Origin of the sequence: [Limnothrix rosea] IAM M-220 (assembly GCF_001904615.1) — a bacterium.
GTDB lineage: Bacteria > Cyanobacteriota > Cyanobacteriia > Cyanobacteriales > MRBY01 > MRBY01.
This window is the reverse complement of record NZ_MRBY01000040.1, coordinates 1-26,930: the sequence shown is the minus strand read 5'-3', so window position 1 is coordinate 26,930 and position 26,930 is coordinate 1. Positions and strand designations below refer to the sequence as shown.

Genomic DNA, 26,930 nt, shown 5'->3' with positions numbered 1-26,930 from the left:
TCATTATTTCTTTTTTTTTGCTTTCCAAGTGCCGCCATAACGATAAAACGGATTATCTTTTTTAAGTTGCTTTTGGCAGGCTGGACAAACGAGCTGCCATTGTTGGGTTGTGTCGTATTGGATGCGGTAACAAATTTCAGTCGATTTTTGGCAGTAGGCGCAATTTTTTTCGCGATGTCTCATGGGCTCTTTTGGGTTGCAACACTTATTTATCGTTGAAGACCCCAACGGCAGTCATAGCGTCAACTCTTGGGGCGATCGCCTGCCCCATATTTTGCAACTATTTTTTGACTAGAAATCTATGGAAAATTTACAGGCTAGTACTTGATGCGATCATTATTTCTCGAAGGCGACGCATTTTTTTCGAGATATTCAATAATTTTGCCCGCCACATCAATATTAGAGGTTTTTTCAATCCCCTCTAAACCCGGTGAAGAATTAATCTCCATCACCACAGGGCCATGATTAGAACGCAACAAATCAACCCCAGCAATCCTTAAACCCATAGCCTTCGCTGCCCGCACTGCCGTACTACGCTCCTCTGGAGTGAGTTTGATCTTGCCAGAGCTACCACCACGGTGGAGATTAGAGCGAAATTCCCCCTCTGCCCCTTGCCGCTTCATGGATGCGACGACTTTGTCGCCAATCACAAAACAGCGGATATCCATACCCTTCGCTTCTTTAATAAACTCCTGCACCAAAATATTGGCATCTAAACCGCGAAACGCTTCAATAACCGAGGTAGCCGCTGGTTTTGTTTCCGCAAGTACCACACCAATCCCTTGAGTCCCTTCGAGGAGCTTAATCACCACAGGCGCACCACCAACGGTTTCAAGGAGACCTTCGATATCTTCTGTGGCATGGGCGAAACCGGTCACAGGTAACCCAATACCTTTTTGTGCCAAAATCTGGAGCGATCGCAACTTATCCCGTGAGCGAGAAATAGCTTGGGAGGTATTCGCCGCAAAGACCCCCATAATTTCAAACTGACGCACGACGGCATTGCCATAAAAGGTTGCTGATGCACCGATGCGCGGAATAATTGCATCAAAATCGTCTAGCCGCTTCCCTTGGTAAATAATAAAAGGTTGGTGGGAGGTGATATTCATGTAGCAGCGCAAAAAATTAATCACCTGCACTTCATGACCACGCTCGATCGCCGCTTCTTTTAGACGGTTTGTTGAGTATAGTTTTGCATTTTGGGAGAGGATAGCAATTTTCATTTTGACTCTGGGTGATCGGGGTGGCTTTGTAAAAAGGATTTGCTGACATCGACAAGAAAACGTTTGCGCAAGGCTTTACGGCCTACCAGCATACGGTAGCCCATCAAGGATCGATTCGTAAGACTTAGCTCGATATCCCAGCAATGCTCGCCCAGTTGAATGGGTGTTTTAATGACGGGACGGGTTTGTTTTTGTCCATTGGAGCTTTTCACATCGCGGTGCTCAACTAAAGGGGCAACGACGGTTACGGTGTCATGGACATTGCGTTGGTGGGGATGAATTTGAAAGCGAATCATCTGGCGATCGCCTTCTTGGAAATATTCAATGTGGGTGGCGTGGATCGAAGACGAAGCTGCTCCGGTATCAATTTTGGCGCGAATTAGCGGGATCTCAAATCCGGGCAAAGAGACACATTCACGCCAACCAATCACAGTTAGTGGCAGGGATTTTTTCATATTGCATGCTTTTAAAGGAGAAAAAAATTAGCTAGAGGCACTCGTATAAAACCGTAATGCAAAGCGCCAAACTAAATTCGACAAACATAGTAGTGCTATTCCTAAACATCCTGCTCCAATTATCCAGCCCAGCGGCGATCGCCCCAGCATTGTTTCAGCGGGAACCGTGGTCAGGAAAGTGACGGGCACGATGAAGGTGAAGAAAAAGCGGTAAATCGCCGGATAAGCCACGATGGGATAACGTCCAGCCTCTAAAAAACCGCGCAAAACTTCGGTGACATTATAGATTTTCACAAACCAAATACTGGTTGCGCCCAACATAAACCAGAGACTATACAAAATGGTGATGCCACAGGCGATGGGGATAAGGCTGATGCCATAGCGCAAGGGCTCTAAGCCTAACCGATTGCCCATATAAACCAAAATCAAACAGCCGAGAAATAGATCCGGCAATCCCCAAGGCGACACCATCCGCGTCGATAACCAAAATTGACTACTAATGGGCTTTAGCAATACATAGTCCAGTGTGCCGTCCTGGACTTGCTTCACAATGCGGTTGAGATTGGGGGACAAAAATGTTTGAGAAATACCCTGTAAAAAGGTAAACATTCCTACCACCAGCATGGCCTCTTGCCACGTCCACCCGGCAAATTGATAGCCTGTGCGATAAAACAAAAACAGACTAAATAAACTCCCGGCCAAATTGCCAGCACTACTTAACGCCGCAATCACAAAGTTGAGACGATACTCTAATTCTGCGGCGATCGCCGTTGCCCAGAATAGTTTTAAAATTCGCCAATATTTCAGCATCAATTCCGCAGATTTAGGGAGTCCGAGTTATTCTTCGACAGCACGAATATCAATAACGCTACCGTTAAAGTCGTAGTTATAGCCTTCTAGGCGCAGGGTATGACCCACCTTTACTTTGTTGTTGCCAAAGACAAAACCGTTATCGGTGAGCTCCGCATCGCTGGTCAAAATAATGGAAAGATCCGTAATATTTTCAATTTCAGGGCGGGGATCTTCTAGGGCTTTTACAGTACCGTCAGGCTGGGGAACCGGGGTCGTGCGGGGTAAACGCTCGATGGATTTAATCCCAATATTGGCAAAGGGTTGGTTGCGAATAACCACGGAGGTGGTCTCCGATTCGCGAAATTCTTCCACAAAACGATCTGGATTTTTGACGCTCAGTCCCCGCACTAAAAGCTCCACTTCGACAGTTTTGACATTGGCACCGATTTGCGCCACTGACCCCGAATTACCGGGCAAAAAGAAGATGCCGAAAATCACCGCTAAAGTAATGGCGATCGCCCCGACATCAAGCACACTAATTTTGCCGAACAAACGTCCTTTAGAATCCAGCAGAGCCATAACTTAAGGGAAGACAAAAAGATTAACGCAGCTATTATAGAGCCTTGCGGTGGCGCAATAGACCTTACCCATAATTCGTAAGCTCAACTATTGAGACTTTTTCTGCAGCACCCAAACGCCTGTTACTTAGCCCTTAGGAAAAACGAGCGAGATGATTCCGACGGCGTACATCCATCATTTCCACCAAACTCTTGGGTCGTTGTCGCTGGGCATTTTTCGCGAGGGTTGCTAGATAGTCAGCGCGGGAATGTTTTTGCTGCTCTGCTGGCTGTGGATCGATCACAGGCTCAATTTTTAGGGTGGGCGGCTGAACGGTCTTGGGGGTAGAAATTTTGAGGGGAGTAATGGGGGGCACTGCCACGACGGGAATTTTGGTCACAGGCGCAGTAGCCACGGCTGCTGTTTTCATTCTTCTGCGCACGGGTCGGCGAGTCGATGGGCGTGACTGAACTTTTGTGGGTGATGTGAGCTTATACAAAAACAAAGTGATCACAGATGAACCGGAGATACAACTAACGGCGATCGCCCAATAAACCCAGTCAGGCACATCATTATCTTTGGGCATGACATCCACAGCTGGCGGTAATGTCGGCGGTGCTACGGCAATGGTTTCCGCCACAGAGCCGCTCTCGATGATGCCATCAGCCGTCACGACAGCATCCGATTCAACAGCAACAAGGGAAACCACATCCGCTGAAAATTCCGCAGGTTCGCCAAAGTAGCCGACACCCAAATCAACGGCTGACCATACATCAGGGGTTTTATCTGCTTTCACATCTTCCGGGGCTGGCGCAAATATGTGTTCCTGCTGCTTCATGGCGGCGATCGCCTCCAGCATCGGGTCAATAAGAGGCAAGCGTTTTTCTGGATTAACAAGAGCCGACAGACCAAGAAAACCCATAGTCACCATGGCAACCCAAGCGCCACCGAGCAAAAACAATCGCTCCGAATGTAACGGGGGTTCTAACGTTGCCGATGCTTTTTTCCGACGCTTCTCAGACACCATAACTTTCGCTTTCCAGCCTCACACAAAAAACAAAGAATTAGTTCAAAGATATTATTTTTCTTCTAACAAACTAATGATTAGCAACAGTTAAAAGTAGAAAAAATGAACTATTTTTATGCCGAACAAATGTACTTTTTTACTTCGTTTTAGCAACAATAAAAAGAACTTGATCACAGCATAGCGAAGAAACCTAAAGTTGAGAATTGTTCGATGTAGATTTGTCCCGAAAAATGCGACCTAATCGCTGTAAAGCCAACCCCAAAACACCAAAAACCACAAAAATAGCCAGTAACGGCACAGACAATGCCAGCAAAGATAGTACGCCCGCACTAAGAACCTCCGTTGTTGACATAATTGGATTAGCCATACCGCCTGTCATGGCCGTAGATGCGCCCCGCGTCATGACCGTAAATCCCTCTATGATGCCTGCTGTACCTCCCCCGGCGGCAATGGCGATCGCCCACTGGAGTAGCGGTTCGATTTCTGCCACAGCACCAAGACTGGCCGACATTATTAAAGTTCCGATGGCGATCGCCGTTGGCATCTCAATCGCATCCAGCAAATTATCGACAACCGGAACATAATAGGCCAAAACCTCAGCCACTGTTGCCGCAGCAAAAGCAATCAGAGCAGTATGCGTACCCATCCAAGCAAAATTTTCACCGAGACTAAAATCACCATAAATAGCCCCTGCACTCATCACCAATGGCGGCACAAAAATCCGAAAACCACAGGCCGCACTTAAGGTGATACCAATACACAAAGCCAGCAAAATATCCATATTGCAACTACCGAAAATTTAAACGCCGCGAGAAAATACTCCCTACACTGTGATTATAGAAAAGAAATTCCGCGGTCTCTTGTGACTAAAACCAAAGAAAAACTTCAAGCACCTTTGGGATCTTTCCGCAATTTTCTGCCACACAGAAAAGATTACAAGCCTACTTTTCGAAAATCTATCACAACAAGAAAGAACCAATAAAAAAATCAAAGCAGCGTCAACAAATGGCTGATAAAATCAACTCTAAAAAGTGAAAACTTGACCAGTAAACCGTTGAATCACACTGATTTGATCACAGCCAACAAACAAGCTTAAAACTCTCAAAACCCTAAACTTATCACCACATTGGCCAATCTTTTCAAAACAGCAAAGGACTGAGCTAGGAAGATCGATGACCAAGGCTCGCAAGATAAAAATAAAAACCTTGGAGTTTAAAAGTCGAGGCTTTATCAATAGGTTTCATTTACTTCGCTAGAAGCTCACAAATCTCCAACTTTGTAGACCTAAACATACTGACTTTGACTATATCCGCCTGAGTCCAATCAACTTCATCGCAGATGATTCATAAAATACCTTATAAAGTACTCATCTTTGAAGATCAAGAAATATTTTATTCCAGCTATTTGAGTAGAGTCTTTTGATAAAAACCCCACTTCGAGATCGTTAATGAATCTAAACTGTGTGCCAGTACTCGGACATTGCGGTGACTAACCGACTACCACATCGCTCAATAGGTCTTGTTCATATGCAATTGTCTAATGCCAACTGACTGACTGATAAAAAAATCCGCCTTGTACTCCACTGGCTCCGTTGCGAGACGATGACATACTGCCTCACTTTCAATAGCTCTGCCTGTACAGCATCTAGGCTATACAACTGAAGTCCTTGGTCTACCATCGATCTAGGGGCACTCGGCAAATTTCTAGGATATTATGTGGAGTACATTCCGTCGAAACTAAGTAACTATGCTTAAAAGGCTACCTGTGGTTATGGACTCTGAAAGACCTGCGAGGATCCCTTAGTTTGCCTGAAACGAAAGGGCGATCGCCCATGGATATTTTGTGATGAGCCTTTAGTGCGATAAACGTAAATTACTATGACATTCGCCTCCAGGAACTCCACTTATGTATCACAAGCTACTTTTTTTCCCAAGACTGGCTTCTAAACTTCAATTCTTAAATGTAGCTTAAACCAATATTTAATATTTTCTCCTCACCGCACACTACACACACTTGAGATCAAAAGAAATTATGAGTAATCTCGGAAGACGTAAATTTATCCTTTACAGCTCTGCCGCTCTCGGTTCCAGCATCCTCCTAAAAGCTTGCGGTACACCCGAAGAACCCGCGACTCCTGATTCTGAAGCGACCGAAGGTTCTGAATCCTCAGCACCGGAAGCCAGTGGTGACACCATCAAAGTCGGTATTCTCCACTCCCTCAGTGGCACAATGGCCATTAGTGAAACGACCGTTGTAGAAGCAGAAAAGCTTGCAATTAAAGAAATTAACGAAGCTGGCGGTATCGGCGGCAAAATGATTGAAGCCATTATCGAAGATGGTGCTTCTGACTGGGATGTCTTCAAAGAAAAAGCAGAAAAACTGATTGACCAAGATGGCGTTGCCGTTGTTTTCGGTTGTTGGACTTCTGCCAGCCGTAAGGCCGTTAAGGACGTATTTGAGTCCAAAGACCACATGCTTTTCTACCCCGTACAGTACGAAGGTCAGGAATGTTCTAAAAATATTTTCTATACAGGTGCCGCGCCTAACCAACAGATCGAACCTGCCGTTGACTGGTTGCTTGAAAACAAGGGGACAGACTTCTTCCTCGTTGGTTCTGATTACGTTTTCCCCCGCACAGCAAATACAATCATCAAGGCTCAGCTAGAAGCCAATGGTGGCAACACTGTCGGTGAAGATTATCTTCCCTTGGGGAATACGGAAGTAACGCCGATTATCTCCAAGATCCAAGCGGCTCTTCCTGATGGTGGCGTTATTTTTAACAGTATGAATGGCGATAGTAATGTTGCTTTCTTTAAGCAGATTGCCGATGCAGGTCTTACGCCTGATAAGTATCCTGTCATGTCTGTCAGTATTGCAGAAGAAGAAGTTCGTCAAATTGGCCCTGAGTACTTGACGGGTCATTATGCGTCTTGGAACTACTTCCAAACGGTTGAGTCTCCTGAAAACGAAAAGTGGGTTGCAGACTTTAAGGCTGAATATGGTGAAGACCGTGTAACGAATGACCCCATGGAAGCGGCATACATCATGGTTTATCTCTGGAAGCAGGCTGTCGAGCAGGCTCTTGAAGGTGGTGCGGCTGATGCTTATGATCTCGAAGCGGTTCGTGCAGCGGTTATTGGTCAAGAGTTTGCGGCTCCCGGTGGTCTGGTGACGATGAATGCCAATCACCATCTATCGAAGACTGTCCGTATTGGTGAAGTCCGTGAAGACGGTATGTTTGACATTGTCTGGGAAACTGATGGCCCTGTCACTCCCCAAGCTTGGAACCAGTATGTTGAAGCGACTAAGGGCTTTGCTTGTGACTGGAGTGATCCTGCTAAGGGTGAAAAGTACGAAATCTAAAATCTGTTTAAATTGAACAGTTGAAGTGAAGCTGTGACTTGATACTTGTTGTTGAGTCCAGCTTTGTTGTTATTTACATCATGGCTCGGTAAAGTCCTAGTAGATTTTTTGAGAACTCGTGACTGAACTTTTAATTGGAATTTTTAATGGGGTTAGCATTGGCTCTGTTTTGCTAATCTCGGCGCTAGGTTTGGCGATCGCCTTTGGTTTGATGGGGGTCATTAACCTCGCCCATGGTGAACTGATGATGCTAGGGGCATATACCACCTTTGTTGTCCAAAATGTATTTAGGAGTTTTGGCGAAGGTTGGTTTGATTTTTATATTCTGTTTGCGATTCCCTGTGCTTTTCTGGTCGCGGCGGCGGTTGGTTTTGGTTTGGAACGGGGAGTGATTCGTTTTCTTTACGGACGTCCCCTTGAAACGCTCTTGGCGACTTGGGGTGTGAGCTTGATTCTTCAGCAATTTGTGCGCAGTGTGAATTGGGCAATTATCTTTGGTGTCGTGATCTTTTTATTGAAAGATGTGTTTCGCTGGTTGCTCCTCAAGGTTCTAGCTGTTGCCTCTTTGGATAAGCAAACTGTGCGGAGTTGGCTAAATCGCCTCACTATTCCTGTGGCCTTGGTCGTTGCTGGGATGACTATTGTTGCCACTAATGCGACTCAAAATGAGGCCCTAACGAAGGCGTGGTTTAGTGCCAGAAATGTCGATGTCACAGCGCCTCAATGGTTGCAAGGTGGTATTCCGTTTGGGACGACCCAGTTGCCCTACAGCCGTATTTTTATCATTGTGCTGACGCTCATTTGTTTAGCGGCAATGTATTGGTTTTTAAATAAATCCAACTGGGGTTTACGGATTCGTTCAGTGACTCAAAATCGTGAAATGAGTTCTTGTTTGGGGATTCCCACGGCGCGTGTGGACTCTCTGACCTTCGCCCTTGGTTCTGGTTTGGCGGGCATTGCTGGGGTGGCGATCGCCCTGCTGGGTTCTGTCGGGCCAAACACCGGACAAAACTATATTGTTGATGCCTTTATGGTGGTGGTCGTTGGTGGTGTCGGTAATTTATTGGGCACAATTTTAGCTGCTTTGGGGATCGGCATTGTCAATTATTTGATTGGCTCTGGTACCTTTGTCACCCTGTTTACCTCTATCCAAGCGCCGCAATTTTTACTTGATTTGTCAATCTTTTTCGCAACGACAAGTATGGCGAAGGTCATGTCCTTTGCGATTATTATTGGCTTCCTCCAATTCCGTCCGGCTGGATTATTTCCACCGAAGGGACGAACTGCTGAACTGTAACTAGATATAAATACAAAATAATGAATGTATGTCTAAGCCGACGGGATAAACAAAAACAATCACGCATTCGTCTTTTCATCGAAGCGGGTATCATCATTGCTTTAGTCATTTTAACGATGGTAATTTTGCCCCTTGTATTACCAGACTTTCGCTTGAAATTAGTGGGTCGTTTTCTCTCCATGGCGATCGTGGCACTAGGAATCGATCTTATTTGGGGCTATACCGGCCTTCTAAGTTTGGGGCATGGTATTTTCTTTGCCCTTGGGGGCTATGCCTTTGCCATGTATCTCAACTTGCAATTGCCAGAAGGCGAGATGCCAGAGTTTTTTATGCTCTATGGTGTCGAAAAGCTTCCAGCATTTTGGCAACCGTTTAGCTCGTTGCCTTTTACTCTCATTGCTCTGGTGGTAATTCCCGGTTTTGTGGCGGGTGTTTTGGGTTACCTTGTCTTTCGGAATCGCATTAAAGGCGTTTATTTTTCGATTATTACCCAGGCGGCCTTGCTGGTATTTTTTAATTTTTTTAATGGTCAGCAAAAGCTAATTAATGGCACAAATGGTCTGAAAACTGATACGGCAATCTTCTTTGGGCAACGTGTTGGCGATCCTTCCACACAATTGATTTTCTATGAATTAACCATTGTGACTCTGTTGCTGATCTATCTACTTTGTCGCTGGCTAACTAGCGGCCGCTTTGGCCGTTTACTTGTGGCAATTCGTGATGATGAGACCCGTGTCCGTTTTACAGGCTATGACCCTACTTGGTTTAAGGTGGTTGTCTTTGCAATTTCTGGGGCGATCGCCGGCATTTCTGGGGCTTTTTACACAGTACAGAGCGGTATTATTACCCCGAACTTTATGGAAGTCTCCTTTTCCATTGAGATGGTAATTGCCGTTGCCGTAGGCGGTCGTGGCACATTAATCGGTGCAATCCTCGGCACGATGCTTGTGAACTTCGCGCGGATTTACCTTAGCGAAAGCTTTCCCGAAATTTGGCTCTTTTTCCAAGGCGCACTGTTCTTGATTGTTGTAACCGTATTACCCGATGGTATTGTCGGTTGGTTTAAGGATGTTTTTTGGGTACAGGCAAAGCGAATATTCGGCGTGGATCAGCCCGTCACTTACCCTGCCATTGACGAAGATCCTGAAGTGCAAAGGGAAGGTGAAAAAATATTCGCTGACGAAGAATCTCAAGTGCCCTAGTGCGCCATTCGCTCCCGTTAACTCTTTTGTTTGTTAATTTTTGGCGATCGCCATAGATCGACACCATTACCCGCTTCCATTATCGAAATTACAGCCACCATGTCCGAAAATATCCTTGAAATCAAAGATCTAACCGTAAGCTTTGACGGCTTTAAAGCCCTAAACAACCTCAACTTTACGATGCGTAAAGGGGAACTACGAGTCATTATTGGCCCTAATGGTGCGGGTAAAACCACATTCCTTGATGTCATTACAGGCAAGGTACGACCAACAATGGGAAAAGTCCGATTTAAAGGCAAAACCATTAGTGGCCTATCAGAGCACAAAGTGGCTCGCCTCGGTATTGGTCGAAAATTTCAAACACCACGGGTTTATCTAAACCTAACCGTTCGTGAAAACCTCGATCTCGCCTGCAATCAACAGAAAAATGTTTTCGCGACCCTCTTTGGGAAAGCAAAAGCGACAGAAAAAACACAAACCGTGAGTCTACTAGAAACGATCGGCTTAACCGAAAAAGCGGATATCCAAGCGGCATGGTTAGCCCATGGCGAAAAACAGCGTCTGGAAATTGGGATGCTTGTGGCACAGTCACCAGATTTGTTGCTAGTGGATGAACCTGTGGCGGGTTTAACGGACGAAGAAACAGAAAATGTCGGTAATTTATTACTTGCCCTTGCTGAAAGCCATTCCCTCATCGTGATTGAGCATGATATGGAGTTTGTCCGCCAAATTGCCCGGCAGGTGACTGTTTTGCACCAAGGTTCGGTGCTATGCGAAGGCAATATGAACGAGGTACAAAATGATCCACGGGTCATTGAGGTGTATCTAGGGGAAGCACCTAGCGTTACACCCGCACAGATGAATTTAATTCGTTTGGCCGCCAGCATGGCTTGGGCAGATGGAAATTTTGCGCCGGAACAAAAAGCTGTAATTTTGACACGTCTGAGTGAGCAGTTCACAAATGACAGTCAGCATCAGGTCGAGTTACGGGAAGAGCTACAGAATTATTTAGGGGTAAATACCCCCTACCTCGAACCTTTGGTGGAACCTCTGCAAACAGTGGAAGAGAAAGAGGTTGCGCTACGGTTGTGCTATGAGGTGATTCGTTCCAATGAGGTCAATGCCCTTGAGGCCATTACATATCGACATTTATTGGAATTATTGGCGTTACCGTCAGAGCGTGTGGAGGCCATCGAAGCAGAAATTAATTCTCTTTATACAGCTTAATTTTGATTGGGGAAGGCTTGTCAAAAGATTAAGGATGTTTTGGGATAGAGGCTGCTATGCTGGCGAATTTGGGATCATGATGGCTCTATGGTAGTCGTCTATTTGGTTTAGTGTGATATGGCTGTCCTCCATGGGATTTTGGTTTTATTTGCCCATCCGCCTCTCCAAAAGTCTCGTATGAATCGGGCGCTATTGGCGGCGATCGCCGATTTTGATGGTGTGATGGTCAATGATCTCTAGGACGAATATCTTGATCTTCCCATTAATATGCCGCGGGAAAAGCAGCTCTGTCTCGACCATAATATTGTGGTGTGGCAGCATCCTTTTTTCTGGTACAGTGCTCCGGCAATGTTAAAAAAGTGGCCTGATTTAGTGCTGGAATATGGCTTTGCCTATGGCCATGAAGGTACAGCTTTGCACGGAAAAAATGTTTGTCCGTTATTGCGACAGGTGGTGCGCAGTAAACCGACTGTTGCGAGGGAGATGATGATGATTCCATGGGTGAATTGTTCGCACCCTTGGGGCAAACGGCATGGTGATGGGGTGTGGAATATATGGAATATTTACCGCCTTTTAAGATTTATGGTGCTTGCAAAATTGGCGATCGCCACCACATTGATGGCTATATCGATCACTATCAACGTATTCTCAAAGCTTTACACCGGGGGAAAGTTCACTGGCAAAACTCGCCAACCGTGAATATATTAATGACGATTTAAATTTCATTCCTTCTCCTGCTGAGGTAGCCCGTGCATAGCCAAGACTTTTTTTATCAAGCTTTTATTTATCTCGCCGCAGCTGTTTTTTCCGTTCCCATCGCCAAACATCTAGGTTTAGGCTCCGTTCTGGGCTATCTCATTGCAGGGATTGTGATTGGCCCCTATGGCTTCAATTTTGTGGGAGCAGAGGAGGGGGTGATGCACTTTGCGGAGTTTGGCGTAGTGATGATGCTATTCCTCATTGGTTTAGAGCTACAACCTCCGTTGCTCTGGCGGATGCGCGGCCCTATTTTGGGTTTAGGGGGTCTGCAGGTCGCGGTCACAACAGCTGCAATTATGGGCATTGCCATGCTATTGGGGCAGTCTTGGCAAGCAAGTTTGGCGATCGCCATGACATTAGCCTTATCTTCAACGGCGATCGTTTTACAGACCCTCAGCGAAAAAGGCCTAATGCGTACCGAAGCCGGACAAGCTTGCTTTTCTGTCTTGCTCTTTCAAGATATTGCCGTCATTCCGATGTTGGCATTAATGCCATTACTCACGACTGGTACGACAGATAAAACAACAGCTTTAGTTGCCTCGACAAATATACTTGTCGCTGCCGCTGAAACTGCCGCCGGCGATCGCCCCGGTTGGCAACAGACCCTATTTGTCATGGGTGCAGTGGGAGGCATTATCGTGATGGGTCGATTTTTAATGCGGCCAATTTTTCGCTTTATTGCCACAACGGGTATGCGAGAAATTTTTACCGCGACAGCATTATTGCTAGTGATCGGCATCGCATTACTCATGAGTGAAGTCGGTTTGTCCCCAGCCCTCGGCACCTTTGTCGCTGGTGTTGTCCTAGCCGACAACGAATATCGTCACGAGCTTGAGACAAACGTTGAACCCTTTAAAGGCTTACTTTTAGGCTTATTTTTTATCTCCGTTGGTGCCGGGATTAATTTCAATATTCTATGGGCACAGCCCCTATTGATTTTGGGTTTGGTCGTAGGCTTGATGCTCCTCAAAAGTGTCATTTTGTTTGGCCTCGGCAAAGCATTTCAGCAGCCCCTAAGCGAAAATCTCTTTTTTGCCACAGCGTTAGCCCAAGGCGGCGAATTTGGATTTGTGATCTTTTCCTTTGCCCTCAGCAGTAACGTTTTACCAGAAGAAATTGTGGCGCTACTCATTGTCATTGTCGCGTTGTCCATGGGCTTGACCCCTCTGGTGATTATTTTTCACGAACAGTTTATCCAGCCGCGATTTCAGGCGATCGCCCCGCAGCAAAAACCCGACAATATTGACGATGGCAAAACCCCAGTGATCATTGCCGGATTTGGTCGCTTCGGTCAGGTGGTAGGTCGCCTACTGATTGCCAACGGTTTCCAAACAACCATTCTTGACAACGATCCCGTTCACATCGAAATGCTCCGTAAATTTGGCCATAAAGTCTTCTATGGCGATCCAACAAGAATGGATTTACTCCAATCTGCCGGAGCGGAACATGCCAAACTTTTAATTATTGCCATCGACGATGTAGAAAAATGCCTACATATGATCGACTTAGCCCAAAAAAAATTTCCACACCTCAAACTCCTCGTACGAGCCGTTGACCGTCGCCATGCCTACCAGCTTATCCATCGGAAAGTTGACGTTATCGAGCGAGAAACATTCGAATCCGCCCTTCACCTCGGCATTGAAGCCTTAAAACTCTTAGGTTTTCGTGCATACCGCGCCCACCACGATGCCCAAACTTTCCGTCACCATGACATTGAAGCAATGTATGAAATGGCAGAAATTCACGAAGATGAAACAGGATTAGTCGCCCGTAGTAATCAGCTCTTTGACGATCTCCAAGAAATTTTCCAATCAGATAATTATGATCTTCCCCATGAAGCGGATCAGACATGGGACACAGCAGATCTCCGCAAAGACGTATCCTAATGTGCTGGAAATTCGACACTATTGCCATAGTCGTGGTTGCCAAGATTAGTACAGATTTAACATGTTAAACCCCGATAGAATCAAGCTTTAAAGCCTGTCAGACACCTTGACTTTGATAGCTTCGACTATATTCACAAACAATTTCTGTCTGTATTGCGGAGCTTTGTAATTCTTTACGGGCAAATAAACGCTTTTTCCAAACTTTAGGTTCTGCTTAAACCCAATTAGCTAGCAGCTAGGGCACTGACTTGAGCTAAACGAAAACCCATTTGACATTGGTAAGTTTGCGCCTGTTCTCCCATGCCATTTTGAATTGCCCGGCCACATTTAAGAACGCCGTGACGTAGACGTGGAGCACCACTTTGGTCTGCCATCAAACATCCTTGACAAACTTGGTCTGTAGGTAAAACTTGTCCCTCGGTTAGGATGACTAGCATAAAACTTCCTCCCAGAGCGGTTTCGCAGCATATCTCTGCCTTTATTGTAGTGCGAACGCTTGGAAAATCGGTCAATTGTGTGACACATTGAAACCCTGAAGACTTTATGATGAGAGTTTTGGTGAAAAAGATTTGCTAAAATTTTAGCTGCTGATCGTGAAATAGCCGTCTACTCTCCTCACGTTCTACTGATACTGCGAAATAAGGAAGACTTTAACTGTGACTCATACCAACCTTGATTTTTTGGCGCAAACCGATGACCTCGTTGCCGGCATGATTGCCAGTGAACTCAATCGCCAACGGGTGCATTTAGAACTGATTGCTAGCGAGAATTTTACGTCTCCAGCGGTAATGGCTGCCCAAGGCTCTGTTTTAACGAATAAGTATGCAGAGGGTTTACCAAAGAAACGCTACTACGGCGGTTGTGAGTTTGTGGATCAGGTTGAGCAAGTTGCCATTGACCGTGTCAAGGAGCTGTTTGGTGCAGCCCACGCCAATGTGCAGCCCCACTCTGGTGCTCAGGCGAATTTCGCGGTATTTCTAACGCTGCTGGAGCCGGGCGACAAGATTATGGGGATGGATTTATCCCATGGTGGTCATTTGACCCACGGTTCACCAGTGAATGTTTCGGGTAAGTGGTTTGAGGTGGTTCAGTATGGCGTAAATAAGGAAACTGAGCGGTTGGACTATGACGAAATCCGTGAGATTGCCCTCCGTGAAAAGCCCAAGATGATCATTTGTGGCTATTCTGCTTATCCTCGCATTATTGAGTTTGAAAAGTTCCGGGCGATCGCCGACGAGATTGGCGCGTATCTGATGGCGGACATTGCTCACATTGCTGGTCTGGTTGCCACTGGGCATCACCCTAATCCTTTGCCCCACTGTGATGTGGTGACGACAACAACTCACAAAACATTGCGTGGCCCCCGTGGCGGTTTGATCATGACCCGCGATGCTGACCTCGGTAAGAAATTTGACAAAGCTGTGTTCCCCGGAACCCAAGGTGGCCCCCTAGAGCATGTGATTGCGGGTAAAGCGGTTGCTTTTGGTGAAGCCCTCAAGCCGGAGTTTAAGGCTTATTCAGCTCAGGTGATTGCGAATGCCCAAGCGATGGCGAAAACGTTGGTTAGCCGGGGTTTTAAGTTGGTTTCTGATGGTACTGACAACCACTTAATGCTCGTGGATATGCGTTCCATTGGTATGAATGGTAAGCGTGCTGACCAGCTGATTAGCGCGATTAACATCACAGCTAACAAAAATACTGTTCCCTTTGATCCTGAGAAGCCTTGGATTGGTAGCGGTATCCGTCTTGGTTCCCCGGCTATGACTACCCGTGGGTTGCTTGAGGCAGACTTTGCAGAGATTGCAAATATCATCGCCGATCGCCTGCTAAACCCTGAGGATGAAGCGATTAAGCAAGATTGTCTCGGACGAGTGGCTGATCTGTGTGAGAAGTTCCCGCTGTATCCCCATCTTCAGATGCCCGTTGCCACGGCAGTTTAGTTAACTAAATTTTGTCAAAATTAATTTTCTACAAATACGGAGAGCTTAGGTTTAATGAAGTAAAGAGGCCTAAGCTTTTTCTTTGACTGAACTGATTTTTATTACCGTTTACAAGCCAATGCCAACGGAACTTTTTTACCCGATTATTTTTCTGATTTCCTTTAGTCTTGTTTTAGTTTTAACGCCAATTGTCAAAACCGTTGGGTTGCAGAGTGGTCTGTTTGATGAACCTGACGAACGGAAGGTGCATAGTGAGCCGATGGTGCGTTTGGGTGGTACTGCTATTTTTACTGGCACGATCGCCGCGATCGCCTACGGATTGTTGCAGTCTGGTATTAATTTGAGGGGCGATGTTCCCTTACTCGCTTTACTCATTGGGGCGATCGCCTTTTTTGCCATTGGCTTACTGGATGATTTGTTCGAGCTGAGTGCGATTTCTCGGCTAATTTTACAATTTATTGTGGCGGCGATCACTTGGTATTTTGGGGTTCGTATCGACTATTTGGCGCTGCCTTTTGGCTCGGCTTTTTCCGTTGGTCTTTTAAGTTTGCCGTTTACCCTCATTTGGCTGGTGGGGATGGTGAATGCCATTAACTGGATTGATGGCCTTGATGGTCTTGCTGCCGGGGTGACTAGCATTACGAGTACTTTATTTTTTGTGGTGATGTTGGTGGTTGGTGAACCTTCGGTGGCAATTTTGGCGATCGCCTTAGCTGGTGCAGCCATTGGGTTTTTGCGATACAACTTCAATCCAGCTCAACTGTTTATGGGCGATGGCGGGTCTTATTTTATTGGCTTTATTTTGGCGGGCTTGGCAACCCTTGGGTTATCGGGGGAGCCGACGGCGCGAGCGGTAATGTTGCCCTATATTATTTTGCTGGTGCCGGTGCTAGATATGACGGTGGTTGTCTTTGCGCGCTTAGGGGATGGTGTGTCTCCTTTCAAACCGGACAAACGTCACTTACACCATCGTTTACTCAGTGCCGGTTTTTCCCAAAAAACAGCCGTGATTTTTATCTATCTCCTCACCCTTTGGTCTGGGAGCTTTGCGTTGGCGATCGCCGGCCTAGCAAGGGGCGAAATTGTCATTGCGGGGACATCGGTGCTGTTGGGGACAATTGGCTGGCAGCTATGGCGTACCCGTGATGTGGCCACAACTCAAAAGTAATTTGGGTGAGAAAAATGTCTCAAAATCCTTGGTCGCAGTACTGCCCACCAAAGGAAATACTCCGACAAAAAATATGGCAGCGTTTGGTCGCGGAGAAGGCTGTACAGATTGATCCCCGTGGTCATATCCCAAATTTTCTGGGGGCAAAGCAGGCGGCGGCGCAGTTGCGGCAGTTAGAGATGTGGCGCAAGGCTCGCGTGGTCAAATGTAATCCGGATCAACCCCAAGCTCCCGTCAGGGCAGCGGCTCTAGAGGATGGCAAACTGGTTTATATGGCTGTGCCCCGTTTAGTGGATGACCATTGTTTTGTGGTGTTACGACGGGAATGGGTTTTAGAGCGGGGTCTTAGTTTTGCGGTGGCATCCCAAAAAAAAGTATTTTTACAGCTTGGTCGTCCGGTAAGTTTTACGGAAATGAGGCCTCTGGATTTGGCGATCGTGGGTTGTGTCGCGGCGAGTAAGGCTGGGGGACGTACCGGAAAAGGGGCAGGGTTTGCGGATCTCGAACTGGCGATGTTACAACATTTTGGGTTGATTAAAGATGAGATGCAGATTGCCACCACCATTCACGCGGAACAATTGGTGTCGTCGAAAGTATTGCCGCTAGAATCCCATGATTGGTCATTGGATTGGGTGTGCACGCCGGAACGGGCAATTGCGACAAATCATAGTCACCCACAACCGCAGGGCTTAGACTGGGACAAAATCAAACCGGAGCAGTGGCGTTCAATTCCAATTTTGAAAAAGCTTAAAGGATCTTAAGTTTGCTCCCATGCATCGAGAACCTGTTGAGCAGCGGCGGCATATTGCTGAACAATTGGAATAAAAGAAAAATCTCTTGCGATTTCAATGCATTCTTGAGCAAGGGCGATAGATTTTTTCTGATCGCCAACAGCCTGAAGATAAAAAATACTGAGATTAATCGCAGTCATCGCCACATCGGGCAGAAAGGACTGGGGATTGGTTGCCGCTAATTGCCTCCTTATCTCAAGGGCTTCTTCGTACTCCCCTAAGGCCGTTTCATATTCGTTGCGATCGCTGTGCAAAACCGCCAAATTGTTGAGGGTCGTAGCAACGTAGGGCAGAAAGGACTGGGGATTGGTTGCCGCTAATTGCCGGTATATCTCAAGGGCTTCTTCGTACTCCCCTAAGGCCGTTTCATATTCGTTCAATGCTTTGTGCAAAAGCCCCAAATTGTTGAGGGTTCCTGCAACGTAGGGCAGAAAGGACTGGGGATTGGTTGCCGCTAATTGCCGGTATATCTCAAGGGCTTCTTCGTACTCCCCTAAGGCCGTTTCATATTCGTTGCGATCGCTGTGCAAAACCGCCAAATTGTTGAGGGTTCCTGCAACGTAGGGCAGAAAGGACTGGGGATTGGTTGCCGCTAATTGCCGGTATATCTCAAGGGCTTCTTCGTACTCCCCTAAGGCCGTTTCATATTCGTTCAATGCTTTGTGCAAAACCGCCAAATTGTTGAGGGTTCCTGCAACGTAAGGCAGAAAGGACTGGGGATTGGTTGCCGCTAATTGCCGGTATATCTCAAGGGCTTCTTCGTACTCCCCTAAGGCCGTTTCATATTCGTTGCGATCGCTGTGCAAAACCGCCAAATTGTTGAGGGTCATCGCCACATCGGGCAGAAAGGACTGGGGATTGGTTGCCGCTAATTGCCGGTATATCTCAAGGGCTTCTTCGTACTCCCCTAAGGCCGTTTCATATTCGTTCAATGCTTTGTGCAAAATCGCCAAATTGTTGAGGGTCATCGCCACATCGGGCAGAAAGGACTGGGGATTGGTTGCCGCTAATTGCCTCCTTATCTCAAGGGCTTCTTCGTAGAGGGGGAGAGCCTTTTTAAATTGATTGTGTTTTTGCAGAAAGACGGCATATTCAAACAAAATCTCTGTGGTTTTAGTTGCCCTGAGTGCGCCGTCGAAGTATTCACAGACCCGCTCAAACCAATCTTTTTCATCGTAGAAAGTCGCCCACAGCCGCGCCTTAATCAGAAACTCATCGGCAATCTGTGTTTTACTCGCCTGAATCTGCGTTTGTTCTTGTGCGAGTTGCTGTTCCCGGTCGAGGAGTTTGTCGAGGTCGGCATTAATGTCCTCCGCTTTGAGGATTGCATCTGCCTCCCGAAATTGCCCCAGCTCAAAATATGTTTTTGCCTGCCGTAGTCGTTCGGTATTAATCTCGATTTTCGTGAAGGTTTCGTATAGCCGAAAGACTGAGTCTTTAAGTTGTTCCAGTTCTTTGAGGAGTTGTTGCAGTTCCCCATCGGCTTTGATGGCTTTTGCGGTGTCGCCTTTCGCCTGTAGAAATTCTAGATATTCTCGTTTTTCGTCGATGCGTTGTTTGAGATTCTGATAATCCAGCGATTGATTCAGAAAAGTCGCATTCTCAATATTGCCGATGTTGTAGATTTTCTCTGCCGTCACTGCCTGTGTCCAAATAAACGAATCTAAAATCAATCCTTCCTTGGGGAAGGTGGCGAAGCCGGAAGGGGTTTCGATCAGTTATGCAACCTACAAACAATCACTTTTAAATTTTAGAAGAAGAAATATATACCATGATCCAATTCTGTATTGCTTCGACAACGCTTTTAGAATGATTTTTCGCATCAGACTCCGAGAAACGTAAAAAATGAATGCCAAAAGACTCCAAAGTTTTTTGCCGATACTCATCCTTGAGCTGAGCCTCTAAAGAATCATGGCTAAACCCATCAATTTCAATCGCTAACATTAAATCCTTGCAATAGAAATCAACAATAAATTCATCAATGGGACGCTGACGGTCAAAATCATACCCCATTAGTTTTTTCCCTTTAATCATTTGCCATACAGCAATTTCGCCGGGAGTCATGCTGTTGCGAAGCTTTTTTGCCAACTCTTTGAGATGTGGTTTGTAAGGAATAATTTGTCGCTTTATGTTTACCCTAATCCTAATTAGAAAAAGTTATTACGAAATCCTCGGAGAACCTACCCCTAACCCCTCCAATCTTTGAGATGTGGTTTGTAAGGAATAATTTGTCGCTTCATGTTTACCCTAATCCTAATTAGAAAAAGTTATTACGAAATCCTCGGAGAACCCACCCCTAACCCCTCCAAGGAGGGGGATTTTTTACAATATTAACTGAACTCAGCTTGATCAATTTTTTCGATATTGTAAATTTTGCGATTATCCGTCACTGTTCCGGTTTGAGAATTTTTTGCTGCGCCATCATCTGTGATCGCCGCCGACAAACCCAACTGCTCAAACCCATTCTTCGCGAGCTTATCCAACTGATTTCCAAAATGCTCCCGCAACCCTTCGATGGTTTCGTAGGGCGTTTTGTAATGCTTTAGTTCATTGAGCTTATCTTCAAATTCCCAGAGGCTTTTTAGTTCATCTCGATCCCTTGTCGTGTGCGGTTTGAAATAAGTAAAAATAAACGGCTTTTGATTTTCTTCAAATGAACCGAACGCCTTTTCAAATTCCTCGGCGGTATATTTCCCGACCTTGTTCCATGCGAGCAACACAAAAATGTCACAGTCCTGAATGGCCTTGTTGTATTCACTCTGGAGACCTGTCGCCGACATCGCATCTAGAAAATCTTCCCAGATATCGAGGTGCAGAAAGACCCCATCATCGAAGCGTTTCTTGCATTCTCGGTACATAAAAATCTCGAACTGTTCCCTGTCTGACTTCAGTTCAGACGAAGACGCGAGGAAAATTTTAATCTTTTGCATACTCACTTCAGCTGTTACCTAGCTGTCATTGTAACGACAGATCTAAATCTCAAATTCCCCCCAAGAAAAGTCATCTAGCTCAGGCGATCGCCCAAACTTCAAGAAAAATTCAAGACAAGCGTAAAGTGTCGGTTTATGATCAACCGTAGGTATTTATGTTTAATTTGTTGTTATGGCGCTTCAAGTCCAGATTGGTGAGCAGAAACTAGATCAAGAGCAGCTGCTATCACTCTTGGCGAAATATCAACTTTTGCCTCGTCTCGCCCAAGAAATGATTATCGATCAGGCGATCGCCACAACGCCAGATCTGTCCTGTACCCAAGAGGAAGTTAAAGCCGCCATAAATTTATTTGTGCAGCAGCGGCAACTAAAGTCCGAAGCAGATATTCAAAATTGGCTCAAGAAAAATGGCCTCGCTTTTGATCAACTGCCGGCGATCGCCTCGCGTCCGATTCTTCTTGAAAAATTCAAACAGCAGCGCTGGGGCGATAACTTAGAATCATATTTTGTCCAACGCAAAAGCCAACTTGACCGCATTATTTATTCCCTACTGCGCACCAACGACGCTGGCGTTGCCCAAGAGCTATATTTCCGGATTTTGGATGACGCAAGCCTCTTTCCAGAGCTAGCACGAGAGTACTCGAAAGGCCCTGAATCGCAGACTGGCGGACTCGTTGGCCCTGTGGAAATGAATGTTCCCCACCCAGCGATGATACAAATTTTGAGCAGCTCACAACCCGGCGAGCTCAAGCCTCCAGTCAAAATCGGTGAATGGTTTGTTATTTTACGCCTCGAAAAATCAATTCCTGCCCAATTAGATGAAACAATGCAACAGCGATTAATTAATGAACAATTTGAGCAGTGGCTAAATCAACAGGTGCAAGAACAACTTTTGATCGAGCATTTAGAATAATTTAAGTAACTTTTTGCTTTTATTTTTTCAGTATTAATAATTTTTTTTGATATTTTTTTAATGATTTTTTTAGTATTATTTGACCCTCAGGATTTGCCGAAAATATGAAACTCAACTATCAAGAATTTCTGAGTAATACTGCTCCCTTTAGCCACCTACCACCAGAAGCCCTCGCCGCATTAGGAGGGAAAGTGACCGCCTTTCGCTATCGCATGGGGCAGCCTATTTTGCAGCGCGGTAAACTCCTACATCAAGTTTCTATTGTTTATCAAGGTCAAGTGCGCATCTTGGGCTACGAACCGAGAACCCAAGCGCCAACGACTTTGAAATTGCTGAGGACTGGCGGTGTGGTCGGCTGGGTCAATGCAGTGCGGGGGGTGGCCTGTGAAACGGCGATCGCCTCAACGGAAGCCATTTGCCTCAATATTACCAGTCAAGAATTTCTGTATCTCCTACAAACATATCCCGTCTTTCAAGAGGAATTCGGCGATCGCTGTTCCATTACCGAGACCTTTGATTTATTGGGCTATTACTTTTCTCAAAAAGCCAAGGTTAACGGCAATCTAAAAGATATTGTTCATGCAGCGATGGAGCAGGCAGAAGTCTGCAATTTACCGCCGGGCTACTACACCGAAAATAGCGCCGAACAAAAAATTCTCCGCCAATCAGAAAAGCTGTGGTTTGTCAGTGGTGGTGGTAGTTTACTGTCCTTGCCGCCCCGCACCCAGTTAGATTTTGAGCAAACAAAACAGCTAGAAGTTAAAGGAATTCAGCCTGCCCGCCTTGTGGGTTTCCCAGAACAGGCTTGGGCGAATATTCTCGAACAGCAAAAAACGCCCCCAATAGAACCGCCTCTCCCCATTGATGTCATTCCCGATCCCTTTGACGATAACCCTCCCAAAAATTCTAATGGCAACGGCTCAAAGGTTCTGACTGCACCCCAAACAGAGAAAGAAGAAGAGATTCCCTATGCACCCGTTGAAATCGTCGGGTTAACGCCAGAGCAGTCCGAAGAGGAGCGTCGGTCTAAACGTTATCCGCTAATCAAAGGTAAGGGCGAAGATGGGGTGGCGATCGCCTGTTTTCAGATGTTGGCGCAATATTTTGGGATGCGTTTTAAAGGCGATGTAATTCGGCGCGTGGTGACAGATCAGATCCAACGTTATGGTGCATTATCTTTACCCATTTGCGGTGCAATTTCTGAGCTGATGGGTCTTAATGCCCAACTGATTAAAATCCCGGTTCAAACCGTGACGCGCCTAACTGTGCCTGTCATGGTGAAGTGGCGCGATAGTTTGGCGGTGATCTATGAAGTCGGCGATCGCGAAATTGTCGTTGCAGTGCCGGACATTGGCTTAATTAAGAAAAAACCCCAAGAATTTCTCGAAGGGTGGGGCGACGAAACCGGTCAAGTGGAAATTTTACTGCTGAAAAAAGGCAAATACACTCCCGAAGAACGCTTTGGCTTAAATTGGTTTATTCCGTCGATCAAAAAATATAAGTGGGTTCTCATTGAGGTTCTCATTGCCTCCTTCCTGTTCCAACTTTTTGCCCTCGCTAACCCCCTGATTATTCAGCAAATTATCGATAAAGTTATTTCCCAAGGCAGTGCCGATACCCTACAGGTTTATGGTTCGCTGCTCCTTATTTTTGCGATCGCCGAAGGAATTTTAGGCTTTGTGCGCACCAGCCTCTTTGTCGATACCACCAATCGGATTGACATGACCCTCGGTTCAGAAATCATTGACCACCTGTTCCGACTTCCCCTGCAATACTTTGAGAAACGCCCTGTCGGTGAAATCTCCACAAGGGTTGGCGAGCTGGAAAAAATTCGCTCATTCCTCACCGGAACAGCCCTCACCGTCGTCCTCGACGCAGTTTTTTCTGTGGTCTACATCTTCGTGATGGTTTGGTATAGCCCGCTATTGACCGCTGTTTCTCTCGGTGTTATTCCGGTTTTTATCATTACGACGCTAATTTTCTCGCCGATTATTCGTAAGCAACTCCGCACCAAAGCCGAGAAAAATGCCCAAAGTCAATCCTACCTTGTGGAAGTGATGACTGGTGTGCAAACCGTGAAAGCCCAAAATATCGAACTGCGATCCCGCTGGAAATGGCAAGAAAAATATGCCAGCTATGTTTCCGCTGGCTTCAATACTGTCGTTACCTCCACAGCTTCCAGCTCCATTAGTAATTTCCTCAATAAATTGTCGGGTCTATTGGTGTTATGGGTGGGAACATCCCTTGTGCTGAAAGGGCCAGAGGAAGGCATTACCCTCGGACAATTGATCGCATTTCGTATCATCGCAGGCTATGTAACATCGCCGATTTTGCGTCTCACTCAGCTCTGGCAAAATTTCCAAGACACAGCCATTTCCCTTGAACGTTTAGCCGATATTGTTGACCATCCCCAAGAGGGCGAGGAAGACCGCGACAACATTCCTATGCCATTGGTGAAGGGCGAGGTAATTTACGAAAATATTAGCTTCCGCTTTAAAAAGCATGGCCCGCTAAATCTGAATAATGTCAGTTTGGTATTTCCCGCTGGTACATTCGTGGCGATCGTTGGGCAGAGTGGTGCAGGTAAAAGTACCCTCACAAAATTGCTATCACGTCTCTATGAACCGGAGTCGGGCAGGATTTTAGTAGATGGCTATGACGTAAATAAAGTGGAGCTTTATTCCCTGCGTCGGCAAATTGGTGTGGTTCCCCAAGAAACGCTGCTCTTTGAGGGCACAGTACAGGATAATATTGCCCTCACAAATCCAGAAGCGGAACCAGAGGAAATTGAATACGCAGCGAAGGTTGCAGCAGCCCACGATTTCATTATGGAGTCTTTGCCCAATGGCTATAACACCCAAGTGGGAGAGCGAGGCGCATCCCTTTCTGGTGGTCAAAAACAACGGATTGCGATCGCCCGGTCAGTATTGCAACGTCCCCAAGTTTTAGTCCTTGACGAGGCGACCAGTGCCTTGGATTACCTCACAGAGCGGGAAGTTTGTAATAACCTTAAAGCCGCCTTTGACGACACAACCGTATTTTTTATTACCCACCGTCTCGACACCATCAAAGATGCCGACACCATTATTTTGATGCATGAAGGCTCCCTCGCCGAACAAGGCACTCACGATGAACTAATGGCAATGCGTGGCCGTTACTACAGCCTTTATCAGCAGCAGACGCGGGGTGGTGGCGAATAGAAATTTCACCTTTACTACAAAGCTTTTTTCAGGTTTTGCATAACCAAAACTTTTAAATTCGATTTTTAAAACTATTTTTTAGGCGATCGCCCAGACCCATGACCCAATCCCCAGCCGAAACAAACGGAAAAACCGCACCACAACAACAGCCAGAAACCGTTACCGAGTTTGACCAACCCGTCGTGTTGCGCCAGTCACCCGTTCTATCACGGGCAATTATTTGGATTATTTTAATTTTTAGTGGCGCTTTCTTTACTTGGGCATACTTCGCCAGACTCGAACAAGTCATAGCCGGCAGCGGTCAACTCCAACCCAAAGGCGATGTCCAAGAAATTCAAGCACCCGTCAATGGCGTTGTCAAAGACGTAGAAGTAGCCGACGGCGATCAAGTCAAAAAGGGAGATTTATTGCTAACTTTTGATTCTGATGCAGCGGAAGCAAACCAAGAATCTCTGTTACAAATTCAAAATTCCCTCCGCCAAGAAAACCAGCTTTACCGCGCTGTTCTGAATAACAATGCAGACATTGCCACCCTTGAAGCACAACTCGCAGAAATGAAGTTGCCACCAGAAGTCGTCGCTCTTGCCCGCAACCGCCTCAGTCTTATTAGCGAAACCCAAGTAATTCGTGCCCAACTCGGCCTCAATAGTGGCCGATTAAACCCTCAGCAATCAGCAAGGTTAAGTGCTTCATCCCAGGAGATTACTTCTCGATTACGGGCAGCAGAACTCGAACTACAGCAACTCCAAGAATTAGCAAATCAAAATGAAGTACAAATCGCCGATCGCCGTGCCCAGCTAAAAACAGACCGAGAAGTACTAGATGAAATCCGCGATCGCAACGAATTACTAATGGCAGAAGCCCAAGAAAGCCTCGAAATCGAAGAGAAAATCATTAAAGAAATTGCGCCCCTCGTCGATGAAGGAGCCGTTTCTGCTCTGCAATTAGAACGTCAAGAACAACAGCTCAATGACCGCACAGAGCGGATTATCGAACAACGATCTAACGGTGGCATCGAACAACAACAACAACAACAGCGCGTCGATAGTCGCCTAGCCGAAATTGACCAGCTCCTAAAAGAACAAAGGCGATTACAATTCGATATCAGTCAGGCCAGACAAGAATTACTCAATACTCGTTCAGCGTCAGAGCGCACTTTGCGGGAGCAACTTGATAATGTTGAACAACGTTTAGCTGTCGTTGATAGCGAACTCAATAAAATTATTGTCGAAAATGAAAAGCGGTTATCTGAAGTCGAAGCGCAACTGATTCAAAATGCTGAAACGCTAGACTATCAGGCGGTGACAGCACCTATTAATGGGACAGTTTTTGATTTGCAGGCGCGGGAAGGCTTTGTGCCTCGGTCTGGTCAAGCGGAGCCATTACTCAAAATTGTGCCCAATGACGAACTGGTGGCTGAGGTCTTTGTGACGAACCAAGATATTGGTTTTGTGCGGCAACGGTACGACGAGGCATTGGCTGGTGGTGAACCGGTGGAAGTGGATGTGCGCATCGATACCTATGCCTTTAATGAGTATGGCGATATTGGTGGTGAAATTTTAAGCATTGGCTCTGATGCATTACCCCCGGATCAGATTTATCCTTTTTACCGTTTTCCCGTGAAGATTGCACTAGAGGCGCAGGAGCTGAATGGGCGACCGCTTCAGTCGGGGATGTCGGTGAATGTTAATATCAAAATTCGCGAAGATCGCCGTGTTTACAGTGTCTTTACGGATTTATTTAGCCGCCGTGTCCAGGATCTTAAGGAATCGCGCTAAATTACGCACTAATGACGCACTTATTTAATTTAAGGACTTTATGTTCTCCAAAGAAACATTATTTGCCGTTTCCCTTTTTCCCTATCTCGGCTTTCTCTGGTTTTTAACGCGCTCTGGGAAAACACCAAAATTAGCTCTCAGTGGGTTTTATGTATTATTAGTTTTTGTCGTAATCACAATTCCCGCGGGTCTCTATGCCCAAAATGAATATGGCGTAGAATTGGCAAATGTTGATTGGCTCCACGGCAGTGCTGAGTCGTTTTTGACGTTATCTAATGTCTTAGTTGTATTGGGCTTTGCTGGGGCGATCGCCAAACTGAAGTCCTCTAAATCTGAGGAATAGAAAATATATTTAACGTCAGTTATTGATAAGAATGTAGCCAAAATTCTTTAGAGAAAAGGAGACATGGAGAGGGAGAGA

The 26,930-nt window shown here is 46.1% G+C and carries 24 protein-coding genes and 1 pseudogene; 14 read left to right on the top strand and 11 right to left on the bottom strand.

What is annotated here, in order from left to right:
- Positions 1-3: 3 nt before the first annotated feature.
- The 7 genes from NIES208_RS14135 to NIES208_RS14105 all read right to left on the bottom strand — a co-directional run bounded on the left by NIES208_RS14135 (position 4) and on the right by NIES208_RS14105 (position 4,836).
- A complete protein-coding gene (locus NIES208_RS14135) occupies positions 4-183 on the bottom strand; it encodes a hypothetical protein (protein WP_075893631.1) in 180 nt (59 codons plus the stop codon).
- 134 nt (positions 184-317) lie between these two features.
- Positions 318-1,223: a 30S ribosomal protein S6--L-glutamate ligase gene (rimK, locus tag NIES208_RS14130; RefSeq protein WP_075893630.1), complete on the bottom strand. Its 906-nt coding sequence runs from the start codon at positions 1,221-1,223 to the stop codon at positions 318-320.
- Positions 1,220-1,678, bottom strand: a complete 459-nt coding sequence (locus NIES208_RS14125) for an ATP-dependent zinc protease family protein (RefSeq protein WP_075893629.1) — start codon at positions 1,676-1,678, stop codon at positions 1,220-1,222. Before NIES208_RS14125 ends, rimK begins: the two co-directional genes overlap by 4 nt.
- 27 nt (positions 1,679-1,705) lie before the next feature.
- Complete coding sequence (locus NIES208_RS14120; RefSeq protein WP_075893628.1) at positions 1,706-2,488, bottom strand: ABC transporter permease; 783 nt, start codon at positions 2,486-2,488, stop codon at positions 1,706-1,708.
- 27 nt (positions 2,489-2,515) lie between these two features.
- The gene (locus tag NIES208_RS14115; RefSeq protein ID WP_075893627.1) at positions 2,516-3,049 is read right to left on the bottom strand and encodes a DUF4330 domain-containing protein; all 534 of its coding nucleotides are present in this window, start codon (positions 3,047-3,049) and stop codon (positions 2,516-2,518) included.
- Positions 3,050-3,182: 133 nt separating this feature from the next.
- Positions 3,183-4,055 carry a hypothetical protein gene (locus NIES208_RS14110; protein WP_075893626.1) on the bottom strand — a complete coding sequence of 291 codons (873 nt, stop codon included), beginning with the start codon at positions 4,053-4,055 and terminating at the stop codon, positions 3,183-3,185.
- A gap of 190 nt (positions 4,056-4,245) precedes the next feature.
- Complete coding sequence (locus NIES208_RS14105) at positions 4,246-4,836, bottom strand: DUF4126 domain-containing protein (RefSeq protein WP_075893625.1); 591 nt, start codon at positions 4,834-4,836, stop codon at positions 4,246-4,248.
- Between the two features lie 1,250 nt (positions 4,837-6,086).
- On the opposite strand from NIES208_RS14105, the gene urtA reads away from it, so the two are divergent.
- The 7 genes and pseudogenes from urtA to kefC all read left to right on the top strand — a co-directional run bounded on the left by urtA (position 6,087) and on the right by kefC (position 13,789).
- Complete coding sequence (gene urtA, locus NIES208_RS14100) at positions 6,087-7,418, top strand: urea ABC transporter substrate-binding protein (RefSeq protein WP_075893624.1); 1,332 nt, start codon at positions 6,087-6,089, stop codon at positions 7,416-7,418.
- A gap of 118 nt (positions 7,419-7,536) precedes the next feature.
- Positions 7,537-8,715, top strand: coding sequence for an ABC transporter permease (locus tag NIES208_RS14095; protein ID WP_075893623.1), 1,179 nt, complete (start codon positions 7,537-7,539; stop codon positions 8,713-8,715).
- Positions 8,716-8,732: 17 nt separating this feature from the next.
- A complete protein-coding gene (urtC, locus tag NIES208_RS14090) occupies positions 8,733-9,917 on the top strand; it encodes an urea ABC transporter permease subunit UrtC (protein WP_315861644.1) in 1,185 nt (394 codons plus the stop codon).
- Positions 9,918-10,016: 99 nt separating this feature from the next.
- Positions 10,017-10,754: pseudogene (urtD, locus tag NIES208_RS19940) on the top strand (urea ABC transporter ATP-binding protein UrtD); the annotation flags it as partial.
- A gap of 507 nt (positions 10,755-11,261) precedes the next feature.
- Positions 11,262-11,384: an NAD(P)H-dependent oxidoreductase gene (locus NIES208_RS19410; protein WP_225875318.1), complete on the top strand. Its 123-nt coding sequence runs from the start codon at positions 11,262-11,264 to the stop codon at positions 11,382-11,384.
- Between the two features lie 27 nt (positions 11,385-11,411).
- The gene (locus NIES208_RS19065) at positions 11,412-11,843 is read left to right on the top strand and encodes an NAD(P)H-dependent oxidoreductase (RefSeq protein WP_225875317.1); all 432 of its coding nucleotides are present in this window, start codon (positions 11,412-11,414) and stop codon (positions 11,841-11,843) included.
- Between the two features lie 50 nt (positions 11,844-11,893).
- Complete coding sequence (gene kefC, locus NIES208_RS14075) at positions 11,894-13,789, top strand: glutathione-regulated potassium-efflux system protein KefC (protein WP_075893620.1); 1,896 nt, start codon at positions 11,894-11,896, stop codon at positions 13,787-13,789.
- 224 nt (positions 13,790-14,013) lie between these two features.
- Here kefC and NIES208_RS14070 read toward each other — a convergent pair whose 3' ends face one another.
- Positions 14,014-14,226, bottom strand: coding sequence for a hypothetical protein (locus NIES208_RS14070; RefSeq protein ID WP_075893619.1), 213 nt, complete (start codon positions 14,224-14,226; stop codon positions 14,014-14,016).
- A gap of 219 nt (positions 14,227-14,445) precedes the next feature.
- On the opposite strand from NIES208_RS14070, the gene glyA reads away from it, so the two are divergent.
- The 3 genes from glyA to NIES208_RS14055 all read left to right on the top strand — a co-directional run bounded on the left by glyA (position 14,446) and on the right by NIES208_RS14055 (position 17,658).
- On the top strand, positions 14,446-15,729 hold the full coding sequence (gene glyA / locus NIES208_RS14065) for a serine hydroxymethyltransferase (RefSeq protein WP_075893618.1): 1,284 nt from the start codon (positions 14,446-14,448) through the stop codon (positions 15,727-15,729).
- A gap of 118 nt (positions 15,730-15,847) precedes the next feature.
- A complete protein-coding gene (locus NIES208_RS14060) occupies positions 15,848-16,897 on the top strand; it encodes a glycosyltransferase family 4 protein (RefSeq protein ID WP_075893639.1) in 1,050 nt (349 codons plus the stop codon).
- A gap of 14 nt (positions 16,898-16,911) precedes the next feature.
- Positions 16,912-17,658, top strand: coding sequence for a 5-formyltetrahydrofolate cyclo-ligase (locus tag NIES208_RS14055; RefSeq protein WP_075893617.1), 747 nt, complete (start codon positions 16,912-16,914; stop codon positions 17,656-17,658).
- On the opposite strand, the gene NIES208_RS14050 is transcribed toward NIES208_RS14055, so the two are convergent.
- From NIES208_RS14050 to NIES208_RS14040, 3 genes are all read right to left on the bottom strand, one after another.
- Positions 17,655-19,361: a tetratricopeptide repeat protein gene (locus NIES208_RS14050; protein WP_075893616.1), complete on the bottom strand. Its 1,707-nt coding sequence runs from the start codon at positions 19,359-19,361 to the stop codon at positions 17,655-17,657. The genes NIES208_RS14055 and NIES208_RS14050 overlap by 4 nt on opposite strands.
- A gap of 70 nt (positions 19,362-19,431) precedes the next feature.
- Positions 19,432-19,776 carry an endonuclease domain-containing protein gene (locus tag NIES208_RS14045; protein WP_225875316.1) on the bottom strand — a complete coding sequence of 115 codons (345 nt, stop codon included), beginning with the start codon at positions 19,774-19,776 and terminating at the stop codon, positions 19,432-19,434.
- 242 nt (positions 19,777-20,018) lie between these two features.
- The gene (locus tag NIES208_RS14040) at positions 20,019-20,618 is read right to left on the bottom strand and encodes a hypothetical protein (RefSeq protein WP_075893614.1); all 600 of its coding nucleotides are present in this window, start codon (positions 20,616-20,618) and stop codon (positions 20,019-20,021) included.
- Positions 20,619-20,790: 172 nt separating this feature from the next.
- Here NIES208_RS14040 and NIES208_RS14035 point away from each other — a divergent pair, with 172 nt between their 5' ends.
- From NIES208_RS14035 to NIES208_RS14020, 4 genes are all read left to right on the top strand, one after another.
- On the top strand, positions 20,791-21,531 hold the full coding sequence (locus NIES208_RS14035) for a peptidylprolyl isomerase (RefSeq protein ID WP_075893613.1): 741 nt from the start codon (positions 20,791-20,793) through the stop codon (positions 21,529-21,531).
- Positions 21,532-21,635: 104 nt separating this feature from the next.
- Complete coding sequence (locus NIES208_RS14030) at positions 21,636-24,731, top strand: peptidase domain-containing ABC transporter (RefSeq protein WP_075893612.1); 3,096 nt, start codon at positions 21,636-21,638, stop codon at positions 24,729-24,731.
- A gap of 98 nt (positions 24,732-24,829) precedes the next feature.
- Complete coding sequence (locus NIES208_RS14025; RefSeq protein WP_075893611.1) at positions 24,830-26,509, top strand: beta-barrel domain-containing protein; 1,680 nt, start codon at positions 24,830-24,832, stop codon at positions 26,507-26,509.
- Positions 26,510-26,549: 40 nt separating this feature from the next.
- The gene (locus tag NIES208_RS14020; RefSeq protein WP_075893610.1) at positions 26,550-26,852 is read left to right on the top strand and encodes a DUF3593 domain-containing protein; all 303 of its coding nucleotides are present in this window, start codon (positions 26,550-26,552) and stop codon (positions 26,850-26,852) included.
- Positions 26,853-26,930: the final 78 nt, after the last annotated feature.

What these genes read in the sequence shown, in the direction of transcription:
- NIES208_RS14135 (WP_075893631.1), bottom strand. Translation starts at nt 183, where the DNA reads ATGAGACATCGCGAAAAAAATTGCGCCTACTGCCAAAAATCGACTGAA.
- rimK (WP_075893630.1), bottom strand. Translation starts at nt 1,223, where the DNA reads ATGAAAATTGCTATCCTCTCCCAAAATGCAAAACTATACTCAACAAAC.
- NIES208_RS14125 (WP_075893629.1), bottom strand. Translation starts at nt 1,678, where the DNA reads ATGAAAAAATCCCTGCCACTAACTGTGATTGGTTGGCGTGAATGTGTC.
- NIES208_RS14120 (WP_075893628.1), bottom strand. Translation starts at nt 2,488, where the DNA reads ATGCTGAAATATTGGCGAATTTTAAAACTATTCTGGGCAACGGCGATC.
- NIES208_RS14115 (WP_075893627.1), bottom strand. Translation starts at nt 3,049, where the DNA reads ATGGCTCTGCTGGATTCTAAAGGACGTTTGTTCGGCAAAATTAGTGTG.
- NIES208_RS14110 (WP_075893626.1), bottom strand. Translation starts at nt 4,055, where the DNA reads ATGGTGTCTGAGAAGCGTCGGAAAAAAGCATCGGCAACGTTAGAACCC.
- NIES208_RS14105 (WP_075893625.1), bottom strand. Translation starts at nt 4,836, where the DNA reads ATGGATATTTTGCTGGCTTTGTGTATTGGTATCACCTTAAGTGCGGCC.
- urtA (WP_075893624.1), top strand. Translation starts at nt 6,087, where the DNA reads ATGAGTAATCTCGGAAGACGTAAATTTATCCTTTACAGCTCTGCCGCT.
- NIES208_RS19410 (WP_225875318.1), top strand. Translation starts at nt 11,262, where the DNA reads ATGGCTGTCCTCCATGGGATTTTGGTTTTATTTGCCCATCCGCCTCTC.
- NIES208_RS19065 (WP_225875317.1), top strand. Translation starts at nt 11,412, where the DNA reads ATGCCGCGGGAAAAGCAGCTCTGTCTCGACCATAATATTGTGGTGTGG.
- NIES208_RS14070 (WP_075893619.1), bottom strand. Translation starts at nt 14,226, where the DNA reads ATGCTAGTCATCCTAACCGAGGGACAAGTTTTACCTACAGACCAAGTT.
- NIES208_RS14060 (WP_075893639.1), top strand. Translation starts at nt 15,848, where the DNA reads ATGCCAACGGAACTTTTTTACCCGATTATTTTTCTGATTTCCTTTAGT.
- NIES208_RS14055 (WP_075893617.1), top strand. Translation starts at nt 16,912, where the DNA reads ATGTCTCAAAATCCTTGGTCGCAGTACTGCCCACCAAAGGAAATACTC.
- NIES208_RS14040 (WP_075893614.1), bottom strand. Translation starts at nt 20,618, where the DNA reads ATGCAAAAGATTAAAATTTTCCTCGCGTCTTCGTCTGAACTGAAGTCA.
- NIES208_RS14035 (WP_075893613.1), top strand. Translation starts at nt 20,791, where the DNA reads ATGGCGCTTCAAGTCCAGATTGGTGAGCAGAAACTAGATCAAGAGCAG.
- NIES208_RS14030 (WP_075893612.1), top strand. Translation starts at nt 21,636, where the DNA reads ATGAAACTCAACTATCAAGAATTTCTGAGTAATACTGCTCCCTTTAGC.
- NIES208_RS14025 (WP_075893611.1), top strand. Translation starts at nt 24,830, where the DNA reads ATGACCCAATCCCCAGCCGAAACAAACGGAAAAACCGCACCACAACAA.
- NIES208_RS14020 (WP_075893610.1), top strand. Translation starts at nt 26,550, where the DNA reads ATGTTCTCCAAAGAAACATTATTTGCCGTTTCCCTTTTTCCCTATCTC.